Source organism: Actinoplanes sp. NBRC 103695 (assembly GCF_030269485.1).
Classification (GTDB): Bacteria; Actinomycetota; Actinomycetes; order Mycobacteriales; family Micromonosporaceae; genus Actinoplanes.
The window spans coordinates 1-12973 of the sequence record NZ_BSTL01000033.1; the positions used below are offsets into that span (position 1 = coordinate 1).

11 protein-coding genes and 1 rRNA gene are annotated in these 12973 nt (G+C 71.2%); 5 read left to right on the plus strand and 7 right to left on the minus strand.

All coding sequences use genetic code 11. The features are described 5' to 3' along the window. Positions 1–78: ribosomal RNA gene (gene rrf / locus QSK31_RS49320) — 5S ribosomal RNA — on the plus strand; the annotation flags it as partial. A gap of 113 nt (positions 79–191) precedes the next feature. On the opposite strand, the gene QSK31_RS40190 is transcribed toward rrf, so the two are convergent. Continuing rightward, positions 192–989 carry a hypothetical protein gene (locus QSK31_RS40190; RefSeq protein WP_285690028.1) on the minus strand — a complete coding sequence of 266 codons (798 nt, stop codon included), beginning with the start codon at positions 987–989 and terminating at the stop codon, positions 192–194. Between the two features lie 91 nt (positions 990–1080). On the opposite strand from QSK31_RS40190, the gene QSK31_RS40195 reads away from it, so the two are divergent. From QSK31_RS40195 to QSK31_RS40205, 3 genes are all read left to right on the plus strand, one after another. Further along, on the plus strand, positions 1081–3720 hold the full coding sequence (locus QSK31_RS40195; RefSeq protein WP_285690029.1) for a valine--tRNA ligase: 2640 nt from the start codon (positions 1081–1083) through the stop codon (positions 3718–3720). A gap of 85 nt (positions 3721–3805) precedes the next feature. Then, positions 3806–5131, plus strand: a complete 1326-nt coding sequence (locus QSK31_RS40200; protein WP_285690030.1) for a bifunctional folylpolyglutamate synthase/dihydrofolate synthase — start codon at positions 3806–3808, stop codon at positions 5129–5131. Further along, entirely contained in the window at positions 5128–5613 is a 486-nt protein-coding gene (locus tag QSK31_RS40205; protein ID WP_502873087.1) for a DUF4233 domain-containing protein, read from the plus strand. The genes QSK31_RS40200 and QSK31_RS40205 overlap by 4 nt, the downstream gene beginning before the upstream one ends. Positions 5614–5738: 125 nt before the next feature. Here QSK31_RS40205 and QSK31_RS40210 read toward each other — a convergent pair whose 3' ends face one another. After that, a complete protein-coding gene (locus tag QSK31_RS40210) occupies positions 5739–8315 on the minus strand; it encodes a VOC family protein (RefSeq protein WP_285690032.1) in 2577 nt (858 codons plus the stop codon). Between the two features lie 140 nt (positions 8316–8455). Here QSK31_RS40210 and ndk point away from each other — a divergent pair, with 140 nt between their 5' ends. Further along, positions 8456–8878, plus strand: a complete 423-nt coding sequence (gene ndk, locus QSK31_RS40215) for a nucleoside-diphosphate kinase (RefSeq protein ID WP_285690033.1) — start codon at positions 8456–8458, stop codon at positions 8876–8878. Between the two features lie 9 nt (positions 8879–8887). Here the strand turns inward: ndk and QSK31_RS40220 are convergent, their stop codons facing one another. From QSK31_RS40220 to QSK31_RS40240, 5 genes are read right to left on the minus strand one after another with little or no spacing between them, the layout of a single operon-like run. Next, positions 8888–9325 (minus strand): carboxymuconolactone decarboxylase family protein, encoded by a 438-nt coding sequence (locus QSK31_RS40220; RefSeq protein ID WP_285690035.1) that lies wholly within the window; start codon positions 9323–9325, stop codon positions 8888–8890. Between the two features lie 35 nt (positions 9326–9360). After that, positions 9361–10146 carry an ABC transporter permease gene (locus tag QSK31_RS40225; RefSeq protein WP_285690036.1) on the minus strand — a complete coding sequence of 262 codons (786 nt, stop codon included), beginning with the start codon at positions 10144–10146 and terminating at the stop codon, positions 9361–9363. Then, positions 10143–10913: an ABC transporter permease gene (locus QSK31_RS40230; RefSeq protein WP_285690037.1), complete on the minus strand. Its 771-nt coding sequence runs from the start codon at positions 10911–10913 to the stop codon at positions 10143–10145. The genes QSK31_RS40225 and QSK31_RS40230 overlap by 4 nt, the downstream gene beginning before the upstream one ends. After that, the gene (locus QSK31_RS40235; RefSeq protein ID WP_285690038.1) at positions 10910–11881 is read right to left on the minus strand and encodes an ABC transporter ATP-binding protein; all 972 of its coding nucleotides are present in this window, start codon (positions 11879–11881) and stop codon (positions 10910–10912) included. The genes QSK31_RS40230 and QSK31_RS40235 overlap by 4 nt, the downstream gene beginning before the upstream one ends. A 27-nt stretch (positions 11882–11908) precedes the next feature. Next, positions 11909–12916, minus strand: a complete 1008-nt coding sequence (locus tag QSK31_RS40240) for an ArsR/SmtB family transcription factor (RefSeq protein WP_285690039.1) — start codon at positions 12914–12916, stop codon at positions 11909–11911. Positions 12917–12973 lie beyond the last annotated feature (57 nt).

A 12973-nucleotide genomic window follows, 5' to 3' on the forward strand; every position in this document is an offset into this window, starting at 1 on the left:
CCGAACCCGGAAGCTAAGCCTGCCAGCGCCGATGGTACTGCACTCGGGAGGGTGTGGGAGAGTAGGACGCCGCCGGACTAAACGTATGGTTGAGGCCCCACCACTGGTGGGGCCTCAACTGTTTTCCTAGACAATGCTTTTATGGCCTGCCCCGACCGGGGCGGGCCATTTTGCGTCTCTGGGGCCGGCGGTTAATCGCGCTTCTGGGCGACGTCGCGGAAGGTGCGGAGGAGTATGGCGGATTCATCCTCGGGGCGGCCGGGGAAGAGGCCCACGGTGAGACTGCCGTGGTCGGCCCAGCCACAGACGCTCATGTCGCCTTCGGCAGTGGCCGTCGCTCCGCACTTCATGGTGCCGCCCAGGTCGCCGGCCTCGACGTCGTGGACGTCGGTGACCGAACCCTGGTCGTCGGCGATCAGATCGAAGGCCGACTCGAGTTCGGTGTCCGGGCTCCAGATCAGCGAGGTGCCGCCGAAGAAGAGCACGCCCCTGCTGGGGTTCGCGCCGTCGCGGTAGACGGCGCCGACCGTCTTGTCGAAGTCGATCTCCGCGGCGAGGGCGGTGGTCAGGTAGTCCGCGGTGCCGCGGCCGTTCTCGCTGTCGTCGGCCTTCAAGCCGCCGAGCTCGGCGGGTGCCGTGAGCGTCGCGTCCTTCTGCGACATCACTCGCCAGCCGGTGACGCTCAGGGCCGCGGCGCCGGCCACGCCCACCGCGAGGAGGCCGGCCAGGACGACGGTGCGGGTGCGGGATTTCGGCTTGGGGGTGTCCGCTTCGTCTTCGTCGGCGGAGCCGCTCAGCTGGAAAGGACCGTCGCCCACCTCGATCGGCCGTGCTCCGCCGACGGGCTGGCCCGAATCGATCGGCTGTGCGGCGTCGACCGGCTGAACCGGATCGGCCGGGGGAGCGGCTTTGAGGTGCGCGGATGCTTCTCCGGAGGCGGCCTGTGCGACAGGCTCGGACTCGGTCGGGCGGCCGCTGGGCTCGGACATCGGGGCAGCCTAGCAATCCACGAGAGCGGAGTTATCCACAACCAGGCAATCCCGTGGCCGCCCACGTACGCGACGTCCGTAGAATTGACCGGTGAGCGAAACAACCCAGACCAGCGCCCCCGACGGCCGTCCCACCGGTGAACTCTCCGCCCAGTACCAGCCGGGCGAGGTAGAGCAGCGGCGGTACGAGTCGTGGGTATCGTCCGGGGTGTTCACCGCCGACCCCAAGAGCGACAAACCGGCGTTCTCGATCGTCATCCCGCCGCCGAACGTCACCGGCTCGCTGCACGTCGGTCACGCGCTCGACCACACCATTCAGGACACGCTGTCCCGGCTCAAGAGGATGCAGGGGTACGAAGTCCTGTGGCTCCCGGGCATGGACCACGCCGGCATCGCCACGCAGAACGTCGTGGAGCGGCAGCTCGCCGGCCAGGGCCAGTCCCGGCACGACCTGGGGCGGGAGGCCTTCGTCGAGCGGGTGTGGCAGTGGAAGGCGGAGTCCGGCGGGGCGATCCTCGGGCAGATGCGCCGGCTCGGTGACTCGGTCGACTGGTCGCGCGAGCGGTTCACGATGGACGACGGGCTCTCCCGTGCGGTGCAGACGATCTTCAAGCGGCTGTACGACGACGAGCTGATCTACCGCGCCGAACGGATCATCAACTGGTGCCCGCGGTGCCTGACGGCGCTGAGCGACATCGAGGTCGAGCACTCCGACGACGACGGTGAGCTGGTCTCGATCCGGTACGGCGAGGGTGACAACTCGATCGTGGTCGCCACCACCCGGGCCGAGACGATGCTCGGCGACACCGCCGTGGCCGTGCACCCGGATGACGAGCGGTACCGGCACCTGATCGGCACCGAGGTGGAGCTGCCGCTGACCGGGCGTCGCATCCCGATCGTGGCCGACGAGCACGTCGACCCCGCCTTCGGCACGGGCGCGGTCAAGGTCACGCCGGCGCACGACCCCAACGACTTCGAGATCGGTCAGCGGCACGGCCTGCCGAGTCTGACGATCATGGACGAGCGCGCCGTGGTCACCGTACCCGGGCCGTTTGAAGGTCTTGATCGGTTCGAGGCCCGGCCGGCGATCGTGGCGGCGTTGCGTGAGCAGGGTCGCATCGTCGCGGAGAAGCGGCCCTATCAGCACTCGGTGGGGCACTGCTCGCGATGCAAGACCACGGTCGAGCCGCGGCTGTCGCTGCAGTGGTTCGTGCGGACCGGGCCGCTGGCCAAGGCGGCCGGTGACGCGGTGCGCGACGGGCGGGTCGCGGTCGAGCCGGCCGAGTTGGCCAAGCGCTACTTCGCGTGGGTCGACAACATGCACGACTGGTGCATCTCCCGCCAGCTGTGGTGGGGGCACCGGATCCCGGTCTGGTACGGGCCGGACGGCGAGGTCGTGTGCGTCGGCCCGGAGGACGACGCGCCCACCGGCGAGGGCTGGCGGCAGGACGAGGACGTGCTGGACACGTGGTTCTCGTCGGCGCTGTGGCCGTTCTCGACCATGGGCTGGCCCGACTCCACGCTTGAGCTGGAGCGGTTCTATCCGACGTCGGTGCTGGTCACCGGGTACGACATCCTGTTCTTCTGGGTCGCCCGGATGATGATGTTCGGGCTCTACGCGATGGACGGCAAACAGCCGTTCGACGTGATCGCGCTGCACGGCATGGTGCGCGACGGGCACGGCAAGAAGATGTCGAAGTCGTTCGGCAACGTGGTGGACCCGCTGGACTGGATCGACCGGTACGGCGCGGACGCCACCCGCTTCACGCTGATGCGCGGCGCCAACCCGGGCACCGATGTGCCGATCAGCGAGGAGTGGTGCCAGGGCTCCCGCAACTTCTGCAACAAGCTGTGGAACGCGACCCGGTTCGCGCTGATGAACGGTGCCACGGTCGCCGGTGAGCTGCCCGCGCAGAGCGAGCTCAACGCCGTCGACCGGTGGGTGCTGTCCCGGCTGCAGCATGTGATCGGCGAAGTCGACGAGGAGCTGTCGACGTACGAGTTCGCGAAGTTCTGCGACACGCTCTACCACTTCGCCTGGGACGACGTGTGTGACTGGTACGTCGAGCTGAGCAAGCCGGTGCTAGCCGCCGGTGGGCCCGAGGCGGACAAGACGCGGCGGGTGCTCGGGCACGTGCTCGACCAGCTGCTGCGGCTGCTGCACCCGGTCATCCCGTTCGTCACCGAGGAACTCTGGACCAGCCTGACCGGCGAGACGACCGTGGTCACCGCGGCGTGGCCGGTCGCCGAGGCGGCCCGGATCGACGACGCCGCCGAGGATGAGCTGGCCGCGCTGCAGAGGGTCGTGACCGAGGTCCGGCGCTTCCGCTCCGACCAGGGACTGCGACCTGGTCAGCGGGTCAGCGCGGCGCTCACCGGCTTGGGCAACGTGGGCATCGACGTCCACGAGCCGCTGATCCGGGCGCTGGCCCGGCTGGACGCGCCCGGCGACGACTTCACGGCCACCGCCACGCTGACCGTGGCCGGCGGGACCACCGTCGACCTGGACACCCGCGGGACCATCGACGTCGCGGCCGAACGGGCCCGGCTGGAGAAGGACCGCGCCGCCGCGGAGAAGGAAGCCGCGCAGTGCCGGGCCAAGCTCGGCAACGAGGCGTTCGTCGGCAAAGCACCCGAGCAGGTGGTCGCGAAGATCAAGGATCGCCTGGCCACGGCTGAGGCGGATCTCACGCGAATTGCAGCCTCCCTGTCGGCGTTGCCCACGGCATGAGCGACTGCACCGAGCGGCACCGCATGGCGCCGGCGAACGGCCTCGCACGCGAGGGCCAGAAGCGCATGCCAAAGGAAGGCTCAGCATGAGCGAATACGACGAGGTTGATGCCGCGCTGCTGAAGCGCGGCTTCACCCGGATGGACTTCGACCTGGCGAAGATCCGGGACCTGATGGACGTGCTGGGCAGCCCGCAGCGGGCCTACCCGTCGATCCATCTGACCGGCACCAACGGCAAGACGTCGACCGCTCGGATGATCGACTCCCTGCTGCGGTCGCACGGGCTGCACACCGGCCGCTACACCAGCCCGCACCTGGAGACCGTCCGCGAGCGGATCAGCCTCGACGGGGAGCCGATCTCCGAGGAAGAGCTGGTCGCGACCTACCAGGAGATCGAGCCGCTCGCCGACCTGATCGACGCGCGGGTGTCCGAGCCGCTGACCTACTTCGACATGACCACGGCCATGGCGTACGCGAAATTCGCCGACGCACCGGTGGACGTGGCGGTCGTCGAGGTCGGGATGGGCGGCGAGGAGGACGCCACCAACGTGATCGAGGCCGGCATCTGCGTGATCACGCCGATCGGACTGGACCACACCGAGTGGCTCGGCGACACCATCGAGGACATCGCCTGGGCCAAGTCCGGGATCATCCACCGGGGCGCCACCGTGATCAGCGCGCTGCAGACCGAGGACGCGATGCGCCCGCTGCTCGAACGCAGCGTCAGCGTGGGCGCGACGCTGGCCCGGGAGGGCAGCGAGTTCGGGGTGGTGCAACGGGACATCGCGGTCGGCGGGCAGATGATCACGCTGCAGGGGCTCGGCGGGATCTACGACGAGATCTTTCTGCCGCTGCACGGCGCGCACCAGGCACAGAACGCCGTCCTGGCGCTCGCCGCGGTCGAAGCGTTCCTCGGCGCCGGCAAGGACAAGCAGCTCGAGCCCGAGGTCGTGCGGGACGGGTTCGCGCGGGTGGACTCGCCGGGCCGTCTCGAGCGGGTACGCAGCGCGCCGACGATCCTGCTCGACGGCGCCCACAACCCGCACGGCATGGCGGCGACCGTGGCGGCGCTGGAAGAGGAGTTCACCTTCCGGCACCTGGTCGCCGTCGTGGCGGTGCTGGGCGACAAGGACGCGTCCGGGCTGCTCGACCTGCTCGAGCCGATCGCCGCGCGGATCGTCGTCACCCGCAACAGCTCGCCCCGGACCATGCCGCTGGAAGAACTGACGCAGATCGCCACCGAGATCTTCGGCGAGGACCGGGTGACCGTCGCGGAGAACATGCCGGACGCGATCGAGGAAGCGGTCGTGCTGGCCGAGTCCGACACCGACGGCGAGCTCAGCGGGGTCGGCGTGCTGGTCACCGGGTCGATCATGACCGTGGCGGACGCGCGGAAGCTGCTGAAGCGGTGACCTCGCCGACACCCGACCCGGTGGCTTCGTCCGCCGAGCAAGCGCCGCCGTCCTCCGACCCGGTGCCGCCGTCCTCAGACTCGGTGCCGGCGGCCTCAGACTCGGCGGCTTCGTCCTCCGAGCCGGCGGCTCCGGGTGAGCCGAGGCAGTCCGGGCTGCGCAACCCCGGGGCCGCGGTGCGCGGCCTCGGGGCGGGGACGCTGGTGCTCGAGGCGATCGTGCTGCTGCTGGCGATTCAGCCGATCCGGGTGTTCGGCGGGAATTTGAGCGGGTGGGGCATCGGCGTGGTGGTGACGCTGGCGGTGCTCTGCATCCTCATCGCCGGGGTGATGAAGCGGCGGTGGGCCTGGACCGCGGGGTCGGTGCTGCAGGTTTTGCTGCTGGTCAGTGGGCTGCTGCATTGGTCGCTCGCGGCGGTCGGCCTGATCTTCGGGGCCGCTTGGGTGTACGCGACGCACGTGCGTCGCAAGATCCTGGGCTGAGCCCGGCCGGCCGTGACTCTGGGCTGAGCCCGGTCTGCGAGCCGCGGAATCTGGGGCTCGGCTCGGCTGGCTGCGACTCTGGGGCTCAGCCCGGCCGGTGGGGTGCGGCCGGGCTCTGCGAGGCGTCAGCGGATGGCGCGCCACTGGGTGATGGCGATGTTGTGGCCGTCCGGGTCGTAGAAGGTGGCGGCCCAGAGTTCGAGCTTGTCGCCGCGGTTGACCGGGCGGGGGCCGTGCAGGAACTTCACGCCCTTGGTCTTCAGTTCCTCGTATACGGCGTCGACGTCGCCCACCTCCAGGTTGAGGTATATCAGGCGGCCGATGTCCGGGGACAACGAGTGGACGGCGCGCAGCACCAGGCGGGTGTCGCCGGACGCCAGGACCGCGCTGCCGGTGCCGGTGTCGATCTGGAAGAAGCCCAGGGTGTCGCGGTAGAAGTCGATCGAGCGGTTCATGTTGGTCACCAGGACCGTGATGCCTACGCCGTGGATCGCGCCGGCCGGGCCGGGGCGGGCGCTGGGGTAGGCGGTGATGATCTCGTCGGTGCGCTCGTCCGGTTCGTAGCCGGAGCCCTCCAGGTCGGCCCAGGGGCGGCCGGGCCTGACCGGGCGGGCGGTCGCCGAGACGACGATCGGCTTCTGGCCGGGCGTGGGTGCGGCGTCGGTGGCTGTCGCGGCCGGAACCTCGGTGGGGGCGGTCGGTGGCTGGGAGGTCGCGGCCGGAACCTCGGTGGGGGCGGTCGGTGGCTGGGAGGTCGCGGCTGGTGGCTCGGTGGGGTGGGTCGCTTCGGGAGTGGGGGCTGAAGCGGCGGGGGTTTTGGTCGGTGTCGTGGGGTCTACGCCGGTGATGGTGGGGCGAGGGTTGGCTGCCTCGCGGGTTTCCCACGGGGGTGGGCCGGGGTCGCCGAGGATGTCGTCGAGGAGGGGGTCCTCCAGGAGGGAATCGGCGGCGGGCGGCTCAGACGGAGACGGGGGTTCGTAGGCGGCGGGCCTGGACGGGGGCTCGTTGGCGGGAGGCTTGGGCGAGGGGTCGGTGGTGGGGCGGCTGGCTTCCCACGGGCGGGTGGTCGCGGCGCTGGCTGTGGGAGGCGGCGGTGGCTCGTCGGGGAGGCGGCTCGCCTCCCACGGGCGGGGCGATGTGTCGCCTGTGGCGGCTGCTCGGTCGGCGGCTGCCGCCGCGGCCACCTGCTCCGGTGGAGTGACGGTGTCCTCGCGGGGGGAAGGGGGGCGCTTCGCTGTCGGGATCTCCGAGGGAGGGGTCGCGGCCGTTGCGCCGGCGGCCCAGGCGCGAGGGTCGTCGGGGGCGTCCGCGGGTGGGGCTATGACGTCGCTGGACAGGCTTTCGCGGGAGGCGGGAGCGAACTCCGGTGGGGAGTCCAGGTTGCTGTCCAGAGGGAGGTCGATGTCGTGGTCCGTCGGCTCGTGCAAGGACTCGGGTGACCTTGGGCGGGGCGGGGTCTCGAGATCCGGCGAGTCGGAGCCGGGCACGCCGGCGGCACGTTGCTCCGGGACCACGCTTGCCTTTGGGCCGGCGGGAGCCGGTGTTGCGGTTGGGGAGTGGGAGGGCGTACCCGAAAGGGTTTCTGAAGTTGGTTCTGACGGTTTGCGGGGACGTGGGCTGGGGCGGCGGCGCTCGGTGGGCTCGTCGCTCTCCGTCGTGGTCGGCGGGACCGGCTGGTACGCGGGGTGGGTCTGGTCCGTGGTGGGCGTGTAGGACGACGGGGTCGCCTCGGTGGTGGGGGACGCCGTGCGCTGGTGGGGTGCGGGGGTGGGCTGCTCGTAGTAGGTCGTGGAGTGAGGGGCCGCGGGCGGGGGTTCGTCGGCCACGGGAGGCGGCTGGCGATCCTCGGGCGCTGGGGCCGGCTCGGGGTCGGGCTCGGGCCGGCGTTCGGGTTCGGGGTCGTCCAGCAGGGGGGCCTCGGGAGTCGGACGGTCGTCCGTCAGGGACGTCGCGGCTGCCTGGGCCTCGGCGTGCGGGCTGCGGGCCGCGCGCTGGGGGAGGACGGCGGGGATGTCGTCGTGGTCTACGTATTCGCCCTCCAGGACCGGGCCGCCTGGTGTGTCGTGGACCACTATGGCCGAGCCGGGGCGCTCCTCGGTGGCCACCGACGTTGCGGCGGCCGCGGGGGACATGGGCTCGTCGGGGCCGCGACCCCACGAGCGGTCGCGGGTCACCCACGGCGGGGCCTCGGGCTCGCCCAGCAGGTCGTCGTCGAGGAACTCCTCGGGCTGCTCGAACGCGGGCGGCGGAGGGTCGCCGTCGTCGGCCCGGTCCTCCACGTCGGCCCACTCGATCTTGACGCGGCGCATGTCGTCGACGTCCACCGAGATGGGCAGGGTCTCGTTGACCCGGGGCCACTTGCCGACCGGGACGCGCGGGTCGCGGACCAGGACCTCGGTGACCGGCAGGCCGGGGGCGACCACCACCAGCTGCAGCTCGGCGCGGCCGTAGGCGCCGGACGGGGGCGGCTCGGAGATCGCCTTCACCTGGCCGTGGCCGGTCACCCACGCGCGGGCACCGCGGCGCACCACGTTGACCATGCCGAGCGCGATCGCCAGCGCGAGCAGTGCGGCGCCCAGGGCGACGATCGGCCAGCTGGACAGGCCGAGCCCGAACACCATCACGAACACCGCGAAAGTGCCCAGCACCGCCGCGACAAGCTTGCGCGCCGGTGCGACGGGTCGGCCGGTTTGGTTCGCCACAGTGGACCCCCCTTTTGTCCCTGTCAGGCTATGGCGAGCCGGGGGTGGAGCGGAAGTGTGGTTACCCGAGGTTGCCGCTCGCGGGGGGAGCGGTACCGATAGGCTGACATTCCGCGTGTCGACCCTGGGAGGAACCCACCGTGACCAGCCCGTCCGGCGAGCGCTCGCTCGTGCTGATCAAGCCTGACGCTGTGCGCCGAGGCCTGGTCGGCGAGATCATCGGCCGGTTCGAGCGCAAGGGGCTCGCGGTCGACGCGATGGTGCTGCGGTCGATGGACGCCGCGCTGGCCGACCAGCACTACGCCGACCACGTCGAGAAGGCGTTCTATCCTCCCCTCAAGGACTTCATGACCTCGGGGCCGCTGGTGGCGCTCGTGCTGTCCGGCGACGAGGTGATCGAGGTGGTCCGGGGCATGCTCGGCGCCACCGACGGGCGCAAGGCGGCCGCGGGGACGATCCGCGGTGACCTGTCGCTGTCGAACCGGGAGAACCTGGTGCACGCCTCCGACTCGCCGGAGAGCGCCAAGCGTGAGCTGCAGCTCTGGTTCCCCGAGCTGGTCTGACGCCCAGGCTCAACCGGGCAGATCCATCTTCGTGGCGATGGCGAGCCGGTTCCACACGTTGATCGTGACGATCGCCATCAGCAGGTTGCCCAGCTCGGTCTTGTCGAAGTGGCCGGCGGCCTCGTCCCACACGTCGTCGGGCACGCCGTGCTCGCCCAGCCTGGTCACCGCGTCGGTCAGGGCGAACGCCGCCCGCTCCTTCGCCGTGAACAGCTGGGCGGCCTCGCGCCAGGCCGACACCGCGAACAGGCGCCGGGTGGACTCGCCGGCCTTCTGCGCGTCGGCGGCGTGCATGTCGACGCAGAAACCGCAGCCGTTCACCACCGAGGCGCGCAGCTTGACCAGCAGGTACAGCTGTGGATCGTTGCTCTGCCGGGCGTAGATCTCCATGCCCATGACGGCCTTGTAGGCGTCGGGCGCGACATCGTTCAGGTTCAGTCTGCTCATGTAAGGGGGACGAGACAGCTCCGCAGAACGTGACATCACAGGGTGTCGAGCGACGCGTGCCGACGCGACTCCACCTCGAAGACCTTCAGGAGCAGAGCCGCCAGAACCGCCCAGGCGGCGCCGACCAGCACCTCGATTCCGAGCGGGCGCAGCGCCTCGGTGAGATCCGCACCCCCGGCCAGCAGCCGCGCGGCCGCGGCGGCGTGCGTGATCGGCAGCCCCTGCCCGATCGCGGCGAGCCACCCGGGGAGTGCGGACGGGGGCACGTTCACGCCGGTGAGCAGCAGCATCAGGGCCACCGAGACGTTCGAGATCACCCAGATGTCCCGGAACCGCAGGCCGAGCGCACCCAGGGCGAGCCCGAAGAAGCCGCAGGACAGCGACCCCACGGTGAGCGCCAGGGCCATCCCGGGCAGGGCGCCCGGCGGGATGCGCAGGCCGAGCAGCAGCGCGCCGCCGGTGAGCGTGAACGCGGCGATGAGCAGGCCGTTCCCGGCGTACGGGAGGGCGCGCCCGAGGAACACCGCGGTCCGGCTGCGCGGCGACAGCAGCACGTGCCCGAGCGTCCCGAAGCGCCGCTCGTTGCCGATCGCCATGGTGCCGCCGAACACGCAGGCCAGCGACGACGCCAGCACCGCGTTGCCGACGATGAAGAAGCGGTCGTCGCCGACCTGCAGCTCACGGCCCAGGTAGGCGAAGAAGAGCAGCTGGAACAGCGGCCCGACGAGCAGCGTGCCGACGAACATGCCGGGCGAGGTCCAGTTGAACAGCGCGCGGTAGGCGATCACGCCGCCGACGGTCAGGAGCCGGAGCGTCCTCATGCGAGCGCCAGGGTGGCGGCGGCGCGGGCACGGCGTTCGACGTGGGTCAAGGCGAAAGCTCCCAGGGCCAGGCAGATCAGCGAGATGCCGGCGCAGATCCCGACCGACGGCCACACCGGACCGCCGGCGGTGGCCTCGCGCAGGGCGCGTGCGGCCCAGGTGGTCGGCAGGGCGGCGGCGAGGGGGGTGGTCCAGGTGGGCAGGACCGTGATGGGTACCAGGATCCCGGACACCAGCCACACCGGGTACTCGAGCGTGTTGGCCAGCGCGTTGGCGTTCCGAAGCAGCACGAACGTGGCGGCCAGCAGCAGCCCGAACATGCCCAGCGACAGGATCACCACGGGCGCCGCGGCGACGAACGCGGCCGGGTGTACGAAATCGAGCCGGATCCCGTAGAGCAGCCGGCCCCAGAGCAGCGTGGCGAGCAGGGCGTACGTGCCGGTGAGCGCGGTGGCGAGGGTGATCGGCAGCAGCACCAGGACCGGCCGCCGCGGCGCCAGCATGATCATCTCCAGGGTGCCCTGCCAGCGCTGGCTCTGGATCGCGCCGCCGGAGCCGAACAGCACCGAGGACCAGACGCCCATCATCCCGGCCCCGACCGCGGCGTCCAGCAGCCGATGTGACTCGCCGCCGGAGCGGAACAGGTACACCGCCAGGGTAGCCTGCACGATCGGGATGAAGAGGCTGATCGTCAGCTCGAGCCCTGAGCGGCTGAGCTGTTTCACGTGCAGGAGCGTGCCGATCGCGATCATGCGCAACGTCTTCAAGAGCCGCTCACAATCGCCACGTACGCGTCTTCCAGGGTGGGTTCCCGGGTGGACACCCGGCCGAGGCGCACGCCCCCGAGCGCATGCAGCACCTCACCCTGCACGTCCACCCCGGCGTCGGACTGGACGGTGAGGATCTGCAACGCCCCGCGCGCCTCGACCGCGGCCTCCCTCACCCCGGACAGCCGCTGCAGGCCGGCCACGGTGTCGTCCGGCACCCCGTACGCCTCGATCTCGACGACCCGGCGCCCGTCGGCGTGCGTACGCAGCTCGGCGGGTGTGCCGAGGGCCTGGATGCGCCCGTCCGCGATCACCGCGATCCGGTCGCAGAGCTCGTCCGCCTCGGCCATGTAGTGCGTGGTCAGCAGCACCGTGGTGCCGGTCGCGGCCAGGTCGGCGACGGTCCGGCGCAGCTCCCGTGCGGCCACCGGGTCGACGCCGATCGACGGCTCGTCGAGGAACAGCACCTCGGGGGAGTGCAGCAGGCCGCGGGCGATGTGCAGGCGCTGGCGCATGCCGCGGGAGTAGCCCTCGACCCGCTCCCGCTCGCGTCCGGCCAGTTTGACCAGGTCGAGCAGCTCGGCGATGCGCCGTTTCTGGTCGCGCGGCGGCACCCCGTACAGCTCGGCGAAGTAGCGCAGGTTGTCCAGGCCGGACAGCCGGTCGTAGAGGCCGCGGTCGCCGCCGAACACGTACCCGATCCGCCGGCGCACCTCGCGGGTCTCGCGTTCGACGTCGAAGCCGCAGATCCGTGCCGTGCCCGAGGTCGGGATCAGCAGCGTGTTGAGCAGTTTGATCGTGGTCGTCTTGCCGGCGCCGTTCGGGCCCAGCAGGCCGAACAGCTCACCGCGCGCCACGGTCAGATCAACACCGCGGACGGCCTCGATCTCGGTGGTCCGGCGCCGGATGAAACCCGTGCGACTTCGGTACGTGCGCCGCAGCCGCGCGGCCTCGATGGCATCCCCCATGGCCCGGAACGCTAAAGAGTTTCACGGTCATCCGGAAACGAATTCGGCCGCTCCCGAATCCAGCAGGGTGACGAGCGCGGTGCCGGCCGGTTCGAGCCCGTAGAGCACCCGGCGCCCGGCCCGCCGGCGGTGGATCACGCCCGCCGCCTGCAACGCGCTGAGGTGTTCCGACACGGTCGACGGGGCCAGGCCCAGTGCGGTGGCCAGCCCGGTCGTGGTGGCGGGGGTGGTCAGCGCCCGGAGGACGGTGGCGCGGCCGCGGCCGATCAGGATCGCGAGCCGATCCTCCGGAGCCGGCTGCGTGCGGCGCTCAGCGAGGACGGCGGCGCCCCGGGACTGGTACGTCACCATGATCACGTCCGAGTCGTCGCTGGAGCACAGCAGCGCGCCGCGGGAGAAGATCAGCGGGACCAGCAGCAGCCGCTTGTCGAACGCGTCGAAGCTCTGCTCCAGGGGTTTGACCAGGGTGAGGATCGGACGCTCCCAGAGGACCCGGTCATGCAGCTTGGCCAGCAGCGCGTCCGGCCCGTCGGCGGCCAGCGCCCGGGCCCGGAGCAGCACCTCCTCCTCCAGCGCGGCGCGCATGGCCGGCCAGCAAGGCGCGAGCGCCGCGTCCCAGTAGGCGGCCAGGCCGTCGGACAGCCGGGTGAGCGCCGCCGCCCGGTCGGTGCGGAACGGCCGCAGGATCTCCGGCTCGCCGTCCGGATAGTGCTTGGCGAACTGCGCCTCGATCACCTCGGCCGGTGTCGCGCGGAGGCCGGCGAGTTCCTCGTCGAGCGTCGGCAGGGCGCTCGGCGGGTGCGGGCCGAGGAAGTCGGGCCACACCGATCCGAGCCGGAAGTACAGGTGCACCGGATCGACGGCCGGGTCGGTGCGCAGGATCTCGCGCGCTCGCGCCGCCCAGTCCTGGTAGGGCCACGGCACCTCGCCCGGGTTGCGCTCCAGCAGGAAGAGGCCGCAGAGGAGCTCGCAGAGCGGGCTGATCGCGATCCGGGTGCGAGCCAGCGTCGGCTCGTCGATCTCGATGCGGATCACCCGTCCGAGTTTAGGTGCCGTTGGCCTGATCAGGGGACGCTGGTCACATCGGTTCGA

Bases quoted from the DNA above. Each gene is read 5' to 3' on its own strand.
- QSK31_RS40190 (WP_285690028.1), bottom strand. From the start codon at position 989: ATGTCCGAGCCCAGCGGCCGCCCGACCGAGTCCGAGCCTGTCGCACAG.
- QSK31_RS40200 (WP_285690030.1), top strand. From the start codon at position 3,806: ATGAGCGAATACGACGAGGTTGATGCCGCGCTGCTGAAGCGCGGCTTC.
- QSK31_RS40220 (WP_285690035.1), bottom strand. From the start codon at position 9,325: ATGAGCAGACTGAACCTGAACGATGTCGCGCCCGACGCCTACAAGGCC.
- QSK31_RS40225 (WP_285690036.1), bottom strand. From the start codon at position 10,146: ATGAGGACGCTCCGGCTCCTGACCGTCGGCGGCGTGATCGCCTACCGC.
- QSK31_RS40235 (WP_285690038.1), bottom strand. From the start codon at position 11,881: ATGGGGGATGCCATCGAGGCCGCGCGGCTGCGGCGCACGTACCGAAGT.